The organism is Nocardia sp. NPDC005825 (genome assembly GCF_040630175.1).
In the GTDB taxonomy this organism is placed as follows: Bacteria; Actinomycetota; Actinomycetes; order Mycobacteriales; family Mycobacteriaceae; genus Nocardia.
On sequence record NZ_JBEXXC010000002.1, the window covers coordinates 670,543 to 688,125 of the forward strand.

Here is a 17,583-nt window from a genome sequence, read left to right on the forward strand (position 1 = left end):
CGTCATCGATGAATACGCAACGGGCGGCGGCGGCTGGTCCAGGGGTCGCGGTGATGGCGCGTGGCCCGATCACCGCCACGGAGAAGAACCGGGCCGATCGGATGATCCGGGGTGTGTTGCGGCGACACCATATCGAGTCGCCCGCGAGCGTCCGGCTCACCAGGAGTGGAAGTTTCGGCGGTTCGACCGTCGCGCAGGTGAACGCGCGGTTCGCGGGCACCGAGATACGCGTGCAGGCCGAGGGCCCCGGCGGCTTCGCGCTGACCTTCGCCGCCGAGCGGCTCGACCGCCAACTCGACCGGCTCACCGGAAATTCCGACCCGCGCTGGACTCCCGACCCGGGGCGCGCGCTGCTGGCGACGGTGAGCGAGGCGCGTCCCATCGCCCGGCGGAAGTCCTGCCGCCTCGAGGTGCTGGATCCGGTCACCGCGGTCGCGGCCATGGATGCCCTGGACTTCGACGCGCATCTGTTCACCGATGCCGAGACCGGCGAGGACTCGGTCGTGTACTGGGCCGGGCCGGTGGGGGTGCGGATGGCGCGCCAGCGCCGGATGCGGCCGCCGGCGTCCGCGGCCTGGCGGCCGCTCACCCTGAATTCCCGCCCGACCAGGGATCTCACCGAGGCCGAGGCGACCGCGCGGCTGTGCGGTCACGGACTGCCGTTCCTGTTCTTCACCGATCCGTCCGACCGGCGCGGCCGCCTGCTCTACCGGCGCTATGACGGAGATCTGGGAATCGTTGCCGGACTGGATGTCCCGACAGGCTGATGCCCTTGACCACGGCCCGCGCCTTCCTCGCCGTCGCCGGTTTCCTCCGGCTCGGCATGCCGGTCAGTGTCGGTCGAGGGTGAGGGTGTCGGTCAGGGAGCGGCGTGGCGTCGGCGGGTGTTCGGGCTCGTCGGCCGGGGCCGTTCCGATGCGAATCACCAGCTGGGGCTTGCCCGGCCGGGACAGGAATCCGGTGAGAATGTTGCGCCCCGTGGGCAATTCGGTGATGTGGGTGAGGGCGCAGGTCGCCAGTCCGGCCACGGTGCATTCGAGCAGGATCGCGGAGAGGGCCTCGCCGGTCGCCAGCCAGCCCGCGGCCGAATCGTCGGGGGTGCTGAGAACGACCAGCCGGGCGTGATCCTCGAGGGCGGGGCGGCGGGCGGAGTGCGGAACGGACGGGAAGTCCCGGCCCACCCGGACCCGAGCGCGTTCCGCGTCGGAGATCAGCGCATCGGCGGGGACCCCCTCGGGGAATCCGGAATGTCCTGACCACCAGCCGATTTCGGCCTGATACATCTGGTCGTGCCGGCGCAGGGCCGCCGCCTGCTCGGAGACCGCGGTCAGTCGGGGCCGCACCGATTCGTCGAGCACGTCGACGTCGACGTAGTGCGGGGACGCCAGCATGCGCAGCCGGGGAGCGATGTCCTCCCAGTGCGCGGGCGGGTCCATGGGCAGGCGGTCGGTGCGGCGATGATCGATGGCCCCCGCTCGCGCGACCAGTCCGGCCGGGGGATCCGGCCAGGGCCGGAAGCCGATCTCGGCGAGCCGGCCCGGATCGGACGGGTCGGGCAAGCGTGTGGTGTCGGTGTGCCAGCCCCACGCGCCGAAGGCGGTGCGGACGTGGTGCAGCATGGCGCCGCAGCTGATCACCTGCTGCCGGCCCTGCGGGTCCGCGGCGGCGAGCACCCGGTCCGGGTCGGTGTGCAGGCGCAGGCGCTCGCCGTCGAAGCGCCACCGCCAGGGCTGGGTGTTGTGCACCGAGGGCGCGCGCGACGCCAGGCGCATCGCCGACAGCAGGGTGCGATGGTCGGGGACGGCGCGCGGGATGGCGTTCATCGTGGTCATGCTCCGAGTGTTCTCGCCCGCCGACGCGGAACATACGGGCTTTCCGCCCGCTGATCAGGGACGTTCGTCACCTGGGTGGCCCGGCGTGGAGCGCGCGGAGTGGGGCTTGGGACGAGCGGGCGTGGGTATTGCCCGGACAGGCGGCGCGGGCCCCTTCGATGGTGGCCCGTGGGCCCGGTGAAACCGGTCGGAGAACAACGGCGAAGGTATCGGAACAGGGGAGTCGAACATGACCGAGAACAGCGTCCCGCAGGCGGATCCCAATCCCGCGATCGTCGTCGCGGTGGACGGATCGGCCGTCTCGTATCAGGCCGTGGCATGGGCGGCGCTCGACGCGGCCCGTCACGGGTGCCCGCTGCGGATCGTCACCTCGCTCGGCGCGGCGGCCGGGCTCCCGCCGACCGCGGCGCTCGACGCCTCGGCCATGGCGGGCCTGGAGTTGGAGGGCGAGCGGATCGTGGGTGAGGCGACCCGGATCGCGTCCGAGACGCTGTCCGGCGAGGGCGTCCCGATGTCGTCGGAGGTCACCGCCGAGCCGATCATCCCGCACCTGATCGAGCTGTCGCGCCACGCCCGGATGGTGGTGCTCGGCAGCCGCGGGCTGGGCGCGTTGCGCCGCGGGTTGCTCGGATCGGTCACCTCCGCGGTGACCCACCACGCGCACTGCCCGGTCGCCGTGATCCACGCGACCGCCGCCGCGGACCCGGTCTCGGCCCGCCAGCCGGTGCTGGTCGGCGTGGACGGCACCGCGAACAGCGTCCCCGCGCTGGAGCTCGCGTTCGAGGAGGCGTCACTGCGCAAGACCGGCGTGACGGCCCTGCACGCCTGGACCGACGTCAGCGGACCCGATATGCCGATCCCCGGCTGGGAGCTCCAGGAGGAGCACGAGCACGCGACCTTCGCCGCCGAGATGGCCGGATACGCCGAACGCTACCCCGATGTGCCGATTCGGCGAATCCTGGTGAAGGACAGGCCGGTTCGATCCCTGGTGCACGAATCCGAGCACGCGCAGCTGGTGGTCGTCGGCAGCCACGGCCGCGGTGGCTTCACCGGCATGCTGCTGGGCTCCACCAGCAACGCCCTGCTGCACAGTGTCGAGTGCCCGATCGTCATCACGCGCGGCGCGTGACGCGGACCGGCGGATCGGTGAGCCGCGCGGCCGGCTCGGGCCCGCGTGAGATCGATGGTGTCAGACGGCATACCGCCGACATGTGACGGCGCGGATCGAATCCAGTTGCGGCTGGGTGCCGAGCGCGATGAGAACGGTTCCGGTCCGGAGCCGGGTGTCGCCGTCGGGGTTCGCCAGGAATCGGCCGTCGTCGGTGCGGACCGCCAGGACGAGCGCGCTGCCGGCGTGGCGGGGCACGGCATCGGCGACGGTGCGGTCCAGCAGCGGCGAGTCGGGGCCGATCTCGATTTCCTCGATACGGAATTCGAGATTCTCGTCGTGCATGACCACATCGAGGAATTCGGCGACATTCGGTTGCAGGGCGAAGGCGGCCATGCGCCGGCCGCCGATGAGCTGCGGGTTGACCGCGCGGTTGGCGCCGGCGCGCAGCAGTTTGGATTTGGAGCTCTCGGTGCGGGCGCGGGCGATGATGATGAGATCGCCGCGCAGGGCCCGGCTCGACAGGGTGACGTAGACGTTGTCGGCGTCGCTGTCCAAGGCGGCGATGAGGGCCTGGGCGTGCCCGATGCCCGCGGCCTCGAGGACGGCGTCGTCGGTGACATCGCCCAGGATGTAGGGGAATTCGAGGTTCTCCAGGCGTTGCGGGTCACGATCCACCACCACGATCTCCTTGCCGAGACCGCTGAGGTATTGCGCTGTCGAATGCCCGACGCGGCCCCAGCCGCACACGATGACGTGTCCGCGCAGTCGTTCGATCCGGTTGTTCATGCGCCGCCGTTCCAGATGTTGGTGTACATGACCTTCGATGAGTGCCTCGAGCAGGACACCGAACATATAGAACACGGTGCCCGCGCCGAACAGGATGAGCGCCATGGTGAATACCTGGCCGACCGGACCGAGCGGATGGACCTCGCGGAAACCGACCGTCGTGATCGTGGTGACGGTCTGATACAGCGCGTCGAGGTACCCGAACCCCAGTAACCGGTACCCCGTGGTGCCGACGGCTGTCACCAGCAGGAAGGCCGACAGGACGCGAATGACGCGGCGCAACAGGGTCACCCGTGCAGTGTGGCAGCAAACGCGCCGGTTCAGGGAACCAGGACGGCCGCGCCCGCGAACCGCCCGTGCGCCAGATCCCGCAGTGCGCGATCGGCTTCCGCGAGCGGGTACGGGTGCGCGATGACCTCGAGGTGATGCGCGCCCGCGAAGGTCAGGAACTCGCGCGCATCCGCGCGAGTGTTCGCGGTGACCGAGCGGATCTCGCGTTCCTGGAACAGATGTCGCTGATAGTTCAGCGCCGGGATGTCGGTGAGGTGGATACCCGCGATGGACAGGACGCCGCCGCGATCCAGGGCCTCCAACGCGGGCAACACCAGCTCGCCGACCGGTGCGAAGAGGATCGCCGAATCCAGCTGTTCCGGAGGCGGTTCCACCGCCCCTTGCGCCGACGCGGCACCGAGTTCCCGGGCGAGGCGCTGGCCGGCGAAGTCGCGGGTCATGACGTGCACCTGCGCGCCCTGGGCGAGTGCCACCTGCACCGCGAGGTGCGCGCTGCCGCCGAACCCGTAGATCCCCAGCCGCCCGCCCGGCGGCAGCGCGGCGCGCCGCAGCGCCCGATAGCCGATGATCCCCGCGCACAGCAGGGGCGCGAGCTCGATATCGCCGTAGCCCGAGGGCAGCGGCAAGGCGTAGTCGGCCGGAACCACCGCGTACTCGGCGTAGCCGCCGTCGGCATCCCAGCCGGTGTATCGCGAACGCGGGCACAGGTTCTCGTCGCCGCGGCGGCAGAACCGGCACGCGCCGCAGGTGTGCCGCAACCAGGCGATGCCGACCCGGTCATCGACGGCGAACTCGGACCCGGTGTCCGGGCCGAGCGCGGTCACCGTCCCGACCACCTGGTGGCCGGGCACCACGTGGGGCCGGTGGACCGCCAGGTCGCCCTCGGTGACATGCAGGTCGGTGCGGCAGACCCCGCAGGCGAGCACCCGGACGAGCAGTTCGCCCGGCCCGGGCTCGGGCACGTCGACGCGTTCCGACGACAGGGGCTCCCCGTCGATCGGACCCGGATGCGTCACCCGCCACGCCCGCATCGACGCCATCAGCCGCCCGCGTTCGTCGGTGTCGCCGAGGACTGTTCGCGGATCATAGGAGCGGCGCGCCGAAATTCTGTGTCCACAACGGTCCATCGGCGCCGAAGTGGACTCCCACGCCGATATCGGTGTAGGCGCAATTGAGGATATTGGCGCGGTGGCCGGGGCTCGACATCCACTCGGCCATCACCTCGGCGGCGTCGACCTGGCCCCGGGCGATGTTCTCGCCGACGGTGCGCCACAGATAGCCTGCGGCCACGACTCGCTGGTTCGGCATCCACCCGTCGGGGTCGCGATGATCGAAGTAGACGCGATCGGCCATGTCGTCGGTGTGGCGCTGTGCCGCGTTCTGCAGACGCGCGTCGGGCCGTAGTGCGCCGCATCCATGCTGCGCGCGTTCGCCGTTCACGAGTTCGAGTACACCGGATCGCGCCGCATCGCTCTGCGGATCGGAAGCAGGCGGCTGCGCCGAACCGACGCCCGGTCCCTGGGACGAGCCGGTTCCGATCCATCCGGGAGGGTCCGACAATGCAGCGGCCTGGGAAAGCGCCGCCCCGGCCATCACGCAGCTGATGACGGTGGCGGATCGCTTGAAGTACACCACTGATTCTCCCATTGTCGTATTGCTCCCGGATGTTTCGAAAACGGTCGGCGGCACCGACCCGGCTACTTGTCGATGTCGAGGCGATGGTTGGTCGCGGCCAGCTGTCGGAGGGTGCTGTCGTTCAGGTCCGCGGCGCGAGTCCCGTTCAGGGGCGCGGTCACTCGATCCCAGTGGAGCGCGACGAGATCCCCGTGTCGCGGGTCCATCGTCAGGCGGCCGTCGAGAGCGAGGGTCACGGTTCGTGCGGCGGGTGGGCCCAGGTCGAGGTGGTGGCCGTCCCAGGTCAGGCCGCGAGCCTCCAGCCGGACCCGGGAGCCGTCACGGGCCACCACGAGAGCCGGGGTGATGCGGCACTTGTCGAGGATGTCCAGGGCGGTGGGGGCGGCCGCGGTCGCGAGCATCCGGCTCCACGGGTAGACGCCGAAGACGTGGAAGCAGTGGTTGGGGGCGGCCTCGGGGGCGAGCCGCGGGGTCAGGTGACTCCAGTAGTGGCCTGCGGCCGGGCCCAGGATGGCCAGCAGTGCGTCGTAGAAGGCGTCCGTGTCGAGGGTCGAGCCGATTCCGCCGCCGTGCCAATAGGATTCGACCAGACGCAGGTCGAGGGGGTCGGCGATGCCGGTCATGGCGGACATGACCCGCAGGTAGGGCCAGGCGCCGGTGAAGCGCCGGGCGGCGGCCCGGATGAGCGCGGGTGATCCGTCGCGCAGCGCCGTCGTATCGGGTGGTCCGCAGTAGCCCAGCGCGTTCGGGGCGTAGGCGTAGCGCGCGAACATCAGCTCCCCGGCCGCCGGATCGGGCGGCCGGGAGAGCGTGGCATCCGGGCGGGGGACGGTGATGGCGGGCCTCCGTGGGTGGGGTGGCGCGGTCAGCAGATGCGGGGAAGCTGTTCTCCGGCGGGCAGATCGACGACTCGCGTACCGCCGAGCGCGGTGTGCGCGGTCACCATGCCGGGATGCTCGGCCACACAGCGGCCGATGATCGCGGCGTGCACCCCGAGCGGGTGGGCGCGCAGGGCGGCGAGCACTCGATCCGCGTCCGCGGCGGGCACGAAGGCCACCAGCTTGCCCTCGTTGGCCACGTACAGCGGGTCCAGGCCGAGCAGCCCGCACGCGTCGCGGACCCCGGGCGGGATCGGAATCGTGTTCTCGTCCAACGCGATTCCCACGCCCGCGGCGCGCGCGATCTCGTTCAAGCTGGCGGCCAGTCCGCCGCGCGTCGGGTCGCGCATGGTGTGCACGGTCGCGCCGGTGGCCAGCATCGCCGCGACCAGACCGTGCAGGGGAGCGGTGTCGCTGCACACGGTGGTCCCGAATTCGAGTCCCTCGCGGCAGGACAATACCGCGACACCGTGCAATCCGATCTCCCCGCTGACCATCACCACATCGCCGGGCGCGGCGAGTTCGGGCCGGATGTCGACGCCGGGATCGAGCACGCCGATGCCCGCGGTATTGACGTAGATGCCGTCCCCGTGGCCGGCGTCGACGACCTTGGTGTCGCCGGTGACGAGCGCGACCCCGGCCCCCAGCGCCGCGGTGCCCATGGCGGAGGCCACTTCCGCGATCCGCACCAGCGGCGTGCCTTCTTCGAGGATGAACGCCGTCGACAGGACCAGCGGCCGCGCCCCCGACATCGCCAGATCGTTGACCGTGCCGTTGACGGCCAGATCACCGATGGATCCGCCGGGAAACGTCAACGGCTTCACCACGAACGAGTCGGTGCTGAACGCCAGCCGGGTCTCGCCGACCGTCACGACCGCCGAGTCGCCGAGCCCGGCCTGCGCCGCCGCCCCGAACGCGGGCAGGAACAGATGCTCGATCAGCTCGCCGGACATCGCGCCGCCACCACCGTGCCCCATCACGATGGTGGGTGAGTCCCGCAACGGCATCGGGCACACCCAGTTCTCGAAATCGACGGCGCCATTGCCGGTTCCGACCACGTCAGGCATGAGCCACCTCCGCGGGCAGGTCCAGCCGCCGGTACAGGTAGTAGGCCGCGCAGGCGCCCTCGGAGGACACCATGGTGGCGCCGAGCGGATTACGCGGTGTGCACTCCTTGCCGAAGGCCGCGCACTCGTGCGGTTTGATCAGGCCCTGCAGCACCTCGCCCGACCGGCAGATCGGCGACTCCTCGGTGTGCAGATCGCTGACCGCGAACCGGTGTTCGGCGTCGAACTCGCGGTAGCGCGGCGAGAGCCGCCAGCCGCTCTGCGGGATCACCCCGATGCCGCGCCAGCCGCGGTCGGTGATCTCGAAGACGTCCTCGAGCATGGCCTTGGCGGCCGGATTGCCCTCGGCGGTGACCGCGCGCCGGTAGGCGTTCTCCACCTCGTGGCGGCCGTGTTCGAGCTGGTCCACGGTGCGCCGGATGCCCTCGAGAATGTCGAGCGGCTCGAATCCGGTGACCACCACCGGAACCCGGTACTTCTCGGCCAGCGGCGGATATTCGGCGGTGCCCATCACTGTGCACACGTGCCCGGCGGCCAGGAAGGCCTGGACCCGGCAGCTCGGCGATTCCATGATGGCGGCGATCGCCGGGGGCACCAGCACATGCGAGACGAGCAGCGAGAAGTTGCGCACGCCGAGCTTCTGCGCCTGGTAGACGGTCATGGCGTTGGCCGGGGCGGTGGTCTCGAACCCGATGCCGAAGAACACGACCTGGCGGTCGGGGTTGGCGCGGGCGAGTTCGAGCGCGTCGAGCGGTGAGTAGACGACGCGGACGTCGCCGCCCTCGCTCTTGATCCGGAACAGATCCTTGGAACTGCCCGGCACGCGCAGCATGTCGCCGAACGAGCAGAAGATGACATTCGGCTGGGCGGCGATGGCCAGCGCCTTGTCGATCAACTCCAGCGGGGTCACGCAGACCGGGCAGCCGGGGCCGTGGATCATCTCGATCTGGTCCGGCAGCAATTGGTCGATGCCGTGGCGGATGATCGAATGCGTCTGCCCGCCACAGACTTCCATGATCGACCAGCGCCGCGTGGTGGTGGAGCGGATCCGATCCAGCAGCAGCTTCGCCAGTTCCGGATTACTGAATTCGTCGAGGTATTTCATGGTGTCACCTCCGGATCGGCGGTCGGGGTGGTTTCCGGGTTGGCCACTCCGGCCTGGGCTGCGGCGATCGCGAATCCGTCGCCGAATTCCTCCTTCAGCACGCCGAGGTGTTCGAACTCGGCGAGCGTCTGCATGGCCGACTCCTCGTCGAGCCGCTGGATGGCGAAGCCGACGTGCACGATCACGTAGTCGCCGACGGCGATGTCCGGGATGTACTGCAGGCAGACGTCCTTCTGGACGCCGCCGAAGTCGACCACCGACATCCGCGTGCCGTCCCGCTCGTGGACGCTGAGTACTTTGCCGGGGACTGCCAGGCACATCGCTGTTCTCCTTCCGCTCAGCTCGCCGCGACGGCGAGTAACTGGCCGAACGCGATCCCACCGTCGTTGGGTGGCACGCGATGGTGGGTGAGGACATGGAAATCGTGCTCGCGCAGCAGCCGCAGCACGGTCGTGAGCAGCAGCGCGTTCTGGAACACGCCGCCGGACAATGCGACCGGTTGCTCCGGATCGCCGTAGCGTAACGCCAGATCCAGCACCAGACGCGCGACGCCCGCGTGGAACCGCGCGCCGACGACACCGGCGGGCTCTCCGCCGCGCACATCGGCGATCACCGCGGCGAGCACGGGCGCCGGATCGATGGCGGCCGTCTCGTCGACGGGGTTGCCGGGCAGGGCGAACCGATAGGCGACCTCGCCCGGGTCGGCGTCACGGGACAGGCCTTCCCACTCGATAGCGGCCTGCGCCTCGTAGTCGACCTCGTGCCGCACCCCGCACAGCGAGGCGACGGCATCGAACAACCGGCCCATGCTGGAGGTGGGCACACAGCCCAGCCCGGTGTCGAGCTGATGCGCCAGCACCTGCCGCTCGCGCGGCGGGCAGGCGCGCACGCACGGCAGATCCGGCGACCAGCCGAGGTTCGCGGACCGCAAGTGCGCCAGCGCCATTCGATACGGCCGCTGCACGCTGAGGTCGCCGCCCGCCAGCGGCACGTAGCGCAGGTGCGCCAGACGCCGGAACCCCTTGTAGCTCGCGGCGAGCACCTCCCCGCCCCAGATGGCGCGATCGGGCCCGTAACCGGTGCCGTCGAAGGCGAATCCGAGCACGGTCGCGCTCGCGTCCAGGCCGTGCTCACCCATGACGGCCGCCACGTGCGCGTGATGGTGCTGCACCAGCCGGATCGGCCGGGGGCCCGCGTGTTCGGCGGCCCAGGCGGTGGACCGGTAGCGGGGATGAGCGTCGGCGGCCAGTTGCTGCGGGGCGACGCCGGTGAGTTTCTCCAGATGCCTTTCGGCGGAGGTGAAGGCGCGCAGGGTCGCGACGTCGTCCATGTCGCCGATGTGCTGGCTCAGCCAGGCGTAGCGGCCGTCGGCGACGGCGCAGGTGTTCTTGAGGTCCGCGCCCACGGCGAGGGTCGGCGCGGCGGGCATCGGCAGCGCGAGCGGCAGCGGCGCGTAGCCGCGCGAGCGCCGGAACGGCACCTCGACGCCGTCGACCACCTTGACCACCGAGTCGTCGCACGGCACCAGGATCGGGCGATTGTGGGACAGGACGGCGTCGGCGAGCCCGGACAGTCGTTCCCGGGCGTCGGAGTCGGTGTGGCAGATAGGTTCTCCGCCGAGGTTGCCCGACGTCATGACCAGCACGCGCGGGCCGGGGGCATCGCCGGGCAGTCCGAACAGCAGCAGATGCAGCGGCGTGTAGGCGATCATCACTCCGAGATCGCGGTTGTGCGGCGCGACCGCGTCCACGGGCAGCGGCGGCGCGTCGGGGTCCTCGGACGTGGACGTCCGGCGCGGCAGCAGCACGATGGGACGGGCCGGGCCGGTGAGCAGGGCGGCGGCCGTCGCATCCACCTCGGCGATGGCCGCGGCGGTCGCCAGATCGGGCACCATGACCGCGAACGGCTTGTCGCCCCGGCGTTTCCGGCGCCGCAGCTCCGTCACCGCGGCACTGTCGGCGGCATCGCAGGCCAGGTGATAGCCGCCGATGCCCTTGACGGCCAGGATTCCGCCGTCGCGCAGCATATTCCGTGCCGCGCGCAACGGCTCCGCGGCCTCGGGGTCGGAGAAGGTCAGGGTCGGCCCGCACTCGTTGCAGGCGATGGGCTGCGCGTGGAAGCGGCGGTCGCCGGGATCGGCGTACTCGCGCGCGCAGGTCTCGCACATGGCGAACCCGGCCATCGAGGTCTGCGGGCGGTCGTAGGGCAGCGCGGCGATGATGGTGAACCGCGGGCCGCAGTTGGTGCAGGTGATGAACGGGTGCCGGTAGCGCCGGTTGCCCGGATCCTGGAGTTCGGCGGCGCATTCCGCGCAGATCGCGACATCGGGCGACGCGAGGGTGCGCCCCTCGCCCCGGGTGGTGCCGGCGATGTGGAATCCGGTTCCGCCGCGGAGCGGGATCGCGGTCTGCTCGACGGTCTCGACGACCGCCAGCGGCGGCGGGCGGTCCCGCAGACGCGCGACGAAGGCGTCCACGCCGTCGGCCGCGCCCTCGATCTCGATGACCACTCCCGCGCTGTCGTTGCACACCGATCCGCTCAGCGCCAGCTCGGCCGCCGTGGTGTACACGAAGGGCCGGAACCCGACGCCCTGCACCACGCCGCCGACGATGATCCGCCGCCGGACCCGGGCCCCGGTCACGGCTCCTCACCCGACCCCATCAGCCGTAGCCCCGCCAGCGCGGCGGCGGCCCCGGCCGCGTCGGTCTTCTCGACCGCGAAGCCCATGTGGATGATCACCCAGTCGCCGGGCCCGGCCGGATCGTCCTCCAGCAGGCCGACATTCACGGTCCGCTGCTCGCCGGAGACGTCGACCAGCGCGATCTGACCGTGATAGCCCTCGACCGGTCCGACGACGCGGCCGGGGATGCCCAGGCACATCGTTCACACCTCCTGCGGGTGCCGCAGCGCGGTCACCACGGATTCGACGGCGGCCAGCGCGGGGTCGACCGCGGCGGCCACGGGGTCGGTCAGGCCGATGCGGTCGGCGACCGAGCTGATCTGGCAGCCCACGATCACCGTCGGCGGAATGGTCCCGCCCATCGCCCGCACCACGGCGAAGACCGCGTCGGGGTGCATGGCGTGCGCGTCGAGACCGGCGGCGTCGCCACCCGGATCGGCGTGGAACACATCGACCTGACCGGGCGCGCCGCGGTCGGGCAGCGCGTCGACGAGCACCAGCGCGTCCCAGCCGTCGAGCAGGTCGTAGGCCAGGTGCAGGCCGCGGATGCCGTAATCGGTCACGCGCACCTCGGGTTCGGTGCTCGCCGGCATGCGCCGCACCACCTCGGAGCCGAACCCGTCGTCTCCGAGGAAGATGTTGCCGATGCCGGCGACCAGCACTCTCGTCGTGGGACTCACCCCGCTACATGTGCCGGATTCGTATGTATCGGCGCACATCCGGTATCGACCGGATGCCGACCGCTGCCACCAGCAGCGCTGCCAGGGCCACGAGCACGACGGCGATCACACCTACGATTTCCATGGCGGGATTCCTTTCTCGATCGGTTCGACTTCGTCGGGCGCGAAATACAGGTAGCGGCCGTACCATTCGTGCATCTCGGCGGCGGGATCGTCCTCGACGACCACCGCCAGGTGGAGCTGCCCGTCGACGTCCTCGTGCACCGAGGCGACGCGTGCGGTGCGGCCCGCGTAGAACAGGTCCTGCGCGTCGGCTCGGCGGGAGGGGTGCAACCGCACCCGGCTGCCCCGGGCGACGGGCGTGCCGCCGATCACGACGGTGTCGGAGTCGGGGTCGACGGCGGTGTCGGACAACGGATCCCACCACGGGGTGTCCGGGTCGAGGGCGGGCAGGACGCGCGGCGAGCCCGGTGCGGCGTCCAGGAACTTGTTGTCGTCGCGCGGCAGGCTGTCGTCGCGCAGCAGTCCGTGCAGTCCCCGCATGCTCTCAGGTGTCATGGCCTCGCAGCGGTCGATCAGTTCGGCGGCGCGCGGATCGGTGGCCCGGGCCTGATCCTTCTCCTCGTCGGTGAGGGTGAGTACGCGCAGCGTCAGGATCTCGTCGATCTCGGTGGAATCGAACAGCGGACCGGCGCTCTGCTCGGCGATGCGGGGATGGTCGTAGAGAATGATCGGTGAGATCAGCAGCAGGTCCTCGGTGCCCTCGGGACCCGCGAGCACGGGAAAGCAGCGGCGCTGGGTGCAGGCCTCGGCCGCGTCGACGGCGTCCTCTGGCGGGTCGATGAGCGAGAGGAAGACGCCGTCGCGCAGCTCGCAGAGCACGTGCGCGCCGAGGAAGGATCGGGTGACGGCATCGTCCTTGTCGATCGCGGGGACACCGAGATTGCGGACGGTGACACTGATCCGCTGATAGCGGCCGGCCGGCTCGACGACGGTCTGGGCCAGGCCGGTCAGGGTGCGGCGGGTGCGCACGAGGCTGCCGAAGGGGGTGCCGTCGTCGTCGGCGAAGTCCTCGATGTCCACCCCGCCGTCGATGTCGATGCGGAACGTGGTGTCCGACAACGGTCTCGGCCCCGAGTCGATCTCCTGCTCGACGGCCTCGTCCCAGCCGGTCCAGGCTCGCGCGCCCGCGCGCAGTTCCGGCACCGTCTGCCCGGTGACGTCCTCGACGGTGCGGCGTTGCAGTTGCAGGAACCGGACCGTCAGGCGCAGGGTCGCGGCGGGGCCGGCGTCGACCAGGAATTGCGCGGCGAGCGCGGACTCCTCGCCGAAGCCCGCCGCGTCCGCGCCCTCGGGACCCAGGACCCCGAATTGCCAGCGGGACTGGTTCTTTCGCGCGTTGGCGTGGTACGGGTACAGCAGGTAGCCCTCGTACAGCACGGCATCGGCGACCGCGCGCGCCTGGTCGCGGACGTCGCCGGGCTGGTGCCCGCTCACGATTGCTCCCGCGACGGGGCCGACAGCAGTTCGGTGACCGCCTGGTCGTAGTCGAGAAAGCCGTGCCCGGACTTGTAGGCGGTGAGGGCGTCGACGGTCTCCCGCCGCATCCGCACCCAGCCGGTGTCGGGGTAGTGGGTGTCCATCAGTTGCCGCCACACCGACACGGGCATGTCGAAGCGGTCGTCGCGATCCCACGGGATCTGCTGCACCGAGAAACCCGACGCCCCTTTGAAGAACACGGTCCCGCTGAACAGGAACAACAGCGGCACCGTCCCGTCCCGCAGGGCGTGCAGGTACTTCGATCCGGTCACCTCGAGGTCGTAGGTGCACGGCAGCGGCAGGTCCACCTCGGCGCCGCCGGCGAAACCGGGCACCGTGGTCGTGGTGTGCATCCACAGGAACGTTCGCTGGGTGTCGTGCCAGCGGTCGCGGGTGCCGAACAGATCGAGCAGCCCGCTGCCCTCGGCGTCGGTGTAGGCGCGCCGATTGGGTTCGATGCGGACCTGGGCCCGTAAGGCGATGGCGTGCACCGGTTCCTCGCCGAGCGCCGCGATCCCGACGCGCGCCGACAGCGCCGGCCCGATGGCGTAGGGCTCGGGTTTGATGTCGAGCACCGCGAAGGTGATCGAGTAGGCGGGGCTCACGGCCGCCCACCACCTCGGGCGACCGCACGGGCGTTCATGGTCGCGAAGAACTCGTCGATGTAGTGGCGGGCCTCGGAGCCGCCGTCGAATCCCTTCCACAGCAACCGCATTCGACCGACGAACTCGTAGCAGGTGTCGATGGGCAGCAGCAGGCAGTCGCCGGGGCTCTCGCGCCCGGCGCTGCCGGGCATCCGGATCAGCAGCGCTTCGACATCGTCGGCGAGCACGTCGAGTTCGGGGTGGTTGCGCAGCAGGTCCCGCCAGTGCTCGGGCGGCAATTCCGACTCGGTCGCGCCGGCCGGGCCCGGATAGAACGCGACCGTCCGGCCCTGTGCGGAATTCGCGAACAGGAACGCCAGACCGACCGGAATCTCGAGTGTGTCCCACTCGGCGGCCGTGATCGCGGTCTGCCCGAACGCCAGATACCGGTCCGGGACCGCGCGGTAGCGCAGCGCCGCCGCCGGCTCGGTGAACAGCAGATAGCAACTGGTACAGACACATTGCAGGTGGCGGCTCTCCACATCGACCACATGGCGGTGCGGCGCGCCGATGAGCTCGGCGCACATCTCGCAGCGCTCACCGGCCGGTCCGGGATCGGGCCGGTTCGCGAGTCGGCGCAGCACCGAGAACGAGGCGCTCATGCGGTGGGCTCCAGCGCGGGCACCGCCACGGTGGGCACGCCGTCGCGCAGCAGCACCGGCAGGGGCCCCAGGTGGCCCTCGCCGTCCAGCCGGTCCCCGGCGTGCACGGCGTCGTAGTGCGCCCGGCAGGACGGGCAGCGCAGCACGGCGTCGCCGACCGGATACCCGGGCCGCCGATGCAGCTGCGCGCCGGTGAGCGAGCCGCCGCACGCCGGGCAGGCATCGCGGTACACCAGCAGGTTGTCGCCGACGCGGCAGGCCAGCAGGGCCTGCCCGGCGACCTCGTATCCGGCGACCTCGCCCGGACTCAGTTCCGCCAGCTCGGGCACCGCGACCCAGTCGGCGGCGGGCGCGGCGTGCACCCGGGTGAACAGGGACTCGGCCGGAATCACGGCCGCGGTCGAATCGGTCTGCGCGGCAACGACTTCGATGCGCTCGATCTCCGGCGCCGCGGCACGGACGGCTTCCTCGACCGCCAGTTCCAGGGTCACCGAGGACGACGGGCAGCCGCGGCAACTGCCCGAGAGCTCCAGCCACACCACACCGTCCTCGACCCGGACCAGGCTGACGTCGCCGCCGTGGGAGCCGAGATAGGGGCGGACGCTGTCGAGCGCGGCGCGCACCCGGGTGGGGACGTCGTCGGGGTGCAGCCCGTGCACGATCAGCAGACTGGCCACCAGTTCGTCCGCGGCCAGCCGCTGCACCGCGTCGTCGGCGAGCAATTCGACGATCCGGTGCAGCCCGGCGCCGTACAACTCGACGAGTTCACCGACGAGTTGTTCGGCGCGCTCGCGGGCGATCGGCCCGCCCGCGGAGCTCGCGTCGAGGAGGTCTTCGATCCGGTCGCCGGCGTGCCGCCAATGGTCGTCGCGCGCCGCCGGACGATCGTCTCCCATCGATGTCCCTCCTCACGGTCGGGGTCCTCGTCACTCGGTGACGGGCGTCTGGGTGGGGGAGTGCAGCAGGTTCAGCGACTTGCCACCGCCCAGATACATGTGCACGCCACACGGCAGGCACGGATCGAAGCTGCGCACGGTGCGCATGATGTCGATCCCCTTGAAGTGCTCCCGGTCGTTCTCCTCGAAGATGGGCTGACCTTGCACCGCGTCCTCGTAGGGACCCGGCGTGCCGAAGCTGTCGCGCGGGTTCGCGTTCCAGGGCGTCGGCGGGTACGGGTGATAGTTGGCGATCTTGCCGTCGCGAATCACCATGTGATGCGACAGCACCCCGCGGACCGCTTCGGTGAATCCGCATCCGATGCCCTCGTCGGGGACCTCGAACGCCTCCCAGGTCTTGGTGCGGCCGGCCCGGATCTCGCCGAGCGCCTGCTCCGCGAAATGCAGCGCGCAGGCCGCCGCGTAGGCCTGGAAGTAGGTGCGGGCCCGGTTCCGCTCGATGGTGTTCGAGCCGAAAGCCGGTATCTTCCACTCGAATTCGACCGGCCCGCGCAGGGCGGTCTTGGGCAGGTTGATCTGCACGCTGTGGCCGGTGGACTTCACGTAGCCGATATCGACCAGCCCGGCCAGCGCGGTGGCCCACAAGCGGGCCAGCGGTCCGCCGCCGGTGTCGAGGGCCAGATGGTCGGTGCCGTCGAACCAGCGCGGCGACATCACCCAGCTGTACTTGTCCTCGAGATCGCGTTTCTGCGGCTTGGGGTTGGTGTGCTGGTTCCACGGGTGCCGCCGGTCCACCGGATTGCCCAGCGGATCCTGCGTCACGAACATCTCCTGATCGGTCCAGTCCTCGTAATACGAACTGCCCAACAGGATTCGGATGCCGAGATTGATGTCGACCAGCGAGGTGGTGATCAGCTTGCCGTCCACGACGATGCCAGGGGAGACGAACATGTGCCGTCCCCAGTCCTCCATGTCGCGGTAGGCGAAATTGCAGAACTCGGGATCCTGGAACGAGCCCCAGCAGCCGAGCAGGGTGCGCCGCAGACCGACCTGGTCGTAGCCGGGCAGGGCCTCGTAGAAGAAGTCGAACAGGTCGTCGTGCATGGGCACGACCTTCTTCATGAACTCCACGTACCGCATCAGCCGTGACATGTAGTCGGTCATCAGCTGGATCGTGGCCACGGTGCCCACGCCGCCGGGATACAGCGTCGACGGGTGGACGTGGCGGCCCTCCATGAGGCAGAACATCTCTCGCGTGTACCGGCTGACCTGCAGCGCCTCGCGATAGAACTCGCCGGTGAAGGGATTGAGCGCGCGCATGATGTCGGCGATCGTGCGATAGCCGTGCGCGTCGGCGTGCGGGGCGGCGGTCTTCTCCGCCAGCGTGAGCACGCCGGGATTGGTCTCGGAGACCATCTTCTCGCAGAAGTCCACGCCGACGAGATTCTCCTGGAAGATATTGTGGTCGAACATGTATTCGGCGGCCTCGCCGAGATTGACGATCCATTCGCCGAGGTGCGGTGGCTTCACGCCGTAGGCCATGTTCTGGCAGTAGCACGAGCAGGTGGCGTGATTGTCCCCGCAGATGCCGCAGATGCGGCTGGTGATGAAGTGCGCGTCACGCGGATCCTTGCCGCGCATGAAGATGGAGTAGCCGCGGAAGATCGACGACGTGCTGTGGCATTCGACCACTTCGCGATTCGCGAAATCGATTTTGGTGTAAATGCCCAGACTGCCGACGATGCGGGTGATCGGATCCCACGCCATTTCCACGAGCGAATCGGGCTCGATGAGGCGATGCGAGGGTTCCGGAATGATCTGAGTCATCGGAATTCTC

The 17,583-nt window shown here is 70.2% G+C and carries 18 protein-coding genes; 2 read left to right on the forward strand and 16 right to left on the reverse strand.

Going from position 1 to position 17,583, the window contains the following annotated elements; translation table 11 throughout:
* Nucleotides 1-8 precede the first annotated feature (8 nt).
* The gene (locus tag ABZ382_RS07765; protein ID WP_357085501.1) at nt 9-767 is read left to right on the forward strand and encodes a sigma 54 modulation/S30EA ribosomal C-terminal domain-containing protein; all 759 of its coding nucleotides are present in this window, start codon (nt 9-11) and stop codon (nt 765-767) included.
* Nucleotides 768-830: 63 nt separating this feature from the next.
* On the opposite strand, the gene ABZ382_RS07770 is transcribed toward ABZ382_RS07765, so the two are convergent.
* A complete protein-coding gene (locus ABZ382_RS07770) occupies nt 831-1,832 on the reverse strand; it encodes a hypothetical protein (protein ID WP_357085503.1) in 1,002 nt (333 codons plus the stop codon).
* 229 nt (nt 1,833-2,061) lie between these two features.
* On the opposite strand from ABZ382_RS07770, the gene ABZ382_RS07775 reads away from it, so the two are divergent.
* Nucleotides 2,062-2,961 (forward strand): universal stress protein, encoded by a 900-nt coding sequence (locus ABZ382_RS07775; protein ID WP_357085504.1) that lies wholly within the window; start codon nt 2,062-2,064, stop codon nt 2,959-2,961.
* 60 nt (nt 2,962-3,021) lie between these two features.
* Here the strand turns inward: ABZ382_RS07775 and ABZ382_RS07780 are convergent, their stop codons facing one another.
* The 15 genes from ABZ382_RS07780 to ABZ382_RS07850 form a co-directional block, all read right to left on the reverse strand.
* Nucleotides 3,022-4,020, reverse strand: a complete 999-nt coding sequence (locus tag ABZ382_RS07780; protein ID WP_357085506.1) for a potassium channel protein — start codon at nt 4,018-4,020, stop codon at nt 3,022-3,024.
* Nucleotides 4,021-4,049: 29 nt separating this feature from the next.
* Nucleotides 4,050-5,051, reverse strand: coding sequence for a zinc-binding alcohol dehydrogenase family protein (locus tag ABZ382_RS07785; RefSeq protein ID WP_357085935.1), 1,002 nt, complete (start codon nt 5,049-5,051; stop codon nt 4,050-4,052).
* 52 nt (nt 5,052-5,103) lie between these two features.
* Nucleotides 5,104-5,613, reverse strand: a complete 510-nt coding sequence (locus ABZ382_RS07790; protein ID WP_357085508.1) for a CAP domain-containing protein — start codon at nt 5,611-5,613, stop codon at nt 5,104-5,106.
* Between the two features lie 104 nt (nt 5,614-5,717).
* Nucleotides 5,718-6,431: a DUF6390 family protein gene (locus ABZ382_RS07795; RefSeq protein ID WP_357085937.1), complete on the reverse strand. Its 714-nt coding sequence runs from the start codon at nt 6,429-6,431 to the stop codon at nt 5,718-5,720.
* 89 nt (nt 6,432-6,520) lie between these two features.
* Nucleotides 6,521-7,600, reverse strand: a complete 1,080-nt coding sequence (gene hypE, locus ABZ382_RS07800; protein WP_357085510.1) for a hydrogenase expression/formation protein HypE — start codon at nt 7,598-7,600, stop codon at nt 6,521-6,523.
* Nucleotides 7,593-8,705, reverse strand: a complete 1,113-nt coding sequence (gene hypD / locus ABZ382_RS07805; protein WP_357085512.1) for a hydrogenase formation protein HypD — start codon at nt 8,703-8,705, stop codon at nt 7,593-7,595. The genes hypE and hypD overlap by 8 nt, the downstream gene beginning before the upstream one ends.
* Complete coding sequence (locus ABZ382_RS07810) at nt 8,702-9,025, reverse strand: HypC/HybG/HupF family hydrogenase formation chaperone (protein WP_357085514.1); 324 nt, start codon at nt 9,023-9,025, stop codon at nt 8,702-8,704. The genes hypD and ABZ382_RS07810 overlap by 4 nt, the downstream gene beginning before the upstream one ends.
* Before the next feature lie 17 nt (nt 9,026-9,042).
* Nucleotides 9,043-11,346: a carbamoyltransferase HypF gene (gene hypF / locus ABZ382_RS07815; protein ID WP_357085515.1), complete on the reverse strand. Its 2,304-nt coding sequence runs from the start codon at nt 11,344-11,346 to the stop codon at nt 9,043-9,045.
* Nucleotides 11,343-11,585 carry a HypC/HybG/HupF family hydrogenase formation chaperone gene (locus ABZ382_RS07820; RefSeq protein ID WP_357085517.1) on the reverse strand — a complete coding sequence of 81 codons (243 nt, stop codon included), beginning with the start codon at nt 11,583-11,585 and terminating at the stop codon, nt 11,343-11,345. Before ABZ382_RS07820 ends, hypF begins: the two co-directional genes overlap by 4 nt.
* Before the next feature lie 3 nt (nt 11,586-11,588).
* The gene (locus ABZ382_RS07825) at nt 11,589-12,065 is read right to left on the reverse strand and encodes a hydrogenase maturation protease (RefSeq protein ID WP_357085519.1); all 477 of its coding nucleotides are present in this window, start codon (nt 12,063-12,065) and stop codon (nt 11,589-11,591) included.
* Nucleotides 12,066-12,176: 111 nt separating this feature from the next.
* A complete protein-coding gene (locus ABZ382_RS07830; RefSeq protein ID WP_357085521.1) occupies nt 12,177-13,562 on the reverse strand; it encodes a hypothetical protein in 1,386 nt (461 codons plus the stop codon).
* A complete protein-coding gene (locus ABZ382_RS07835; RefSeq protein WP_357085523.1) occupies nt 13,559-14,209 on the reverse strand; it encodes a DUF6084 family protein in 651 nt (216 codons plus the stop codon). The genes ABZ382_RS07830 and ABZ382_RS07835 overlap by 4 nt, the downstream gene beginning before the upstream one ends.
* Nucleotides 14,206-14,850: a DUF5947 family protein gene (locus ABZ382_RS07840; RefSeq protein WP_357085524.1), complete on the reverse strand. Its 645-nt coding sequence runs from the start codon at nt 14,848-14,850 to the stop codon at nt 14,206-14,208. Before ABZ382_RS07840 ends, ABZ382_RS07835 begins: the two co-directional genes overlap by 4 nt.
* On the reverse strand, nt 14,847-15,746 hold the full coding sequence (locus ABZ382_RS07845) for a NifU family protein (RefSeq protein ID WP_357085526.1): 900 nt from the start codon (nt 15,744-15,746) through the stop codon (nt 14,847-14,849). Before ABZ382_RS07845 ends, ABZ382_RS07840 begins: the two co-directional genes overlap by 4 nt.
* 30 nt (nt 15,747-15,776) lie before the next feature.
* The gene (locus ABZ382_RS07850) at nt 15,777-17,573 is read right to left on the reverse strand and encodes a nickel-dependent hydrogenase large subunit (protein ID WP_357085528.1); all 1,797 of its coding nucleotides are present in this window, start codon (nt 17,571-17,573) and stop codon (nt 15,777-15,779) included.
* Between the last annotated feature and the right edge of the window lie 10 nt (nt 17,574-17,583).

Bases quoted from the DNA above. Each gene is read 5' to 3' on its own strand.
- ABZ382_RS07765 (WP_357085501.1), top strand. From the start codon at position 9: ATGAATACGCAACGGGCGGCGGCGGCTGGTCCAGGGGTCGCGGTGATG.
- ABZ382_RS07770 (WP_357085503.1), bottom strand. From the start codon at position 1,832: ATGACCACGATGAACGCCATCCCGCGCGCCGTCCCCGACCATCGCACC.
- ABZ382_RS07775 (WP_357085504.1), top strand. From the start codon at position 2,062: ATGACCGAGAACAGCGTCCCGCAGGCGGATCCCAATCCCGCGATCGTC.
- ABZ382_RS07785 (WP_357085935.1), bottom strand. From the start codon at position 5,051: ATGCGGGCGTGGCGGGTGACGCATCCGGGTCCGATCGACGGGGAGCCC.
- ABZ382_RS07790 (WP_357085508.1), bottom strand. From the start codon at position 5,613: ATGGCCGGGGCGGCGCTTTCCCAGGCCGCTGCATTGTCGGACCCTCCC.
- hypE (WP_357085510.1), bottom strand. From the start codon at position 7,600: ATGCCTGACGTGGTCGGAACCGGCAATGGCGCCGTCGATTTCGAGAAC.
- hypD (WP_357085512.1), bottom strand. From the start codon at position 8,705: ATGAAATACCTCGACGAATTCAGTAATCCGGAACTGGCGAAGCTGCTG.
- ABZ382_RS07810 (WP_357085514.1), bottom strand. From the start codon at position 9,025: ATGTGCCTGGCAGTCCCCGGCAAAGTACTCAGCGTCCACGAGCGGGAC.
- ABZ382_RS07820 (WP_357085517.1), bottom strand. From the start codon at position 11,585: ATGTGCCTGGGCATCCCCGGCCGCGTCGTCGGACCGGTCGAGGGCTAT.
- ABZ382_RS07840 (WP_357085524.1), bottom strand. From the start codon at position 14,850: ATGAGCGCCTCGTTCTCGGTGCTGCGCCGACTCGCGAACCGGCCCGAT.
- ABZ382_RS07845 (WP_357085526.1), bottom strand. From the start codon at position 15,746: ATGGGAGACGATCGTCCGGCGGCGCGCGACGACCATTGGCGGCACGCC.
- ABZ382_RS07850 (WP_357085528.1), bottom strand. From the start codon at position 17,573: ATGACTCAGATCATTCCGGAACCCTCGCATCGCCTCATCGAGCCCGAT.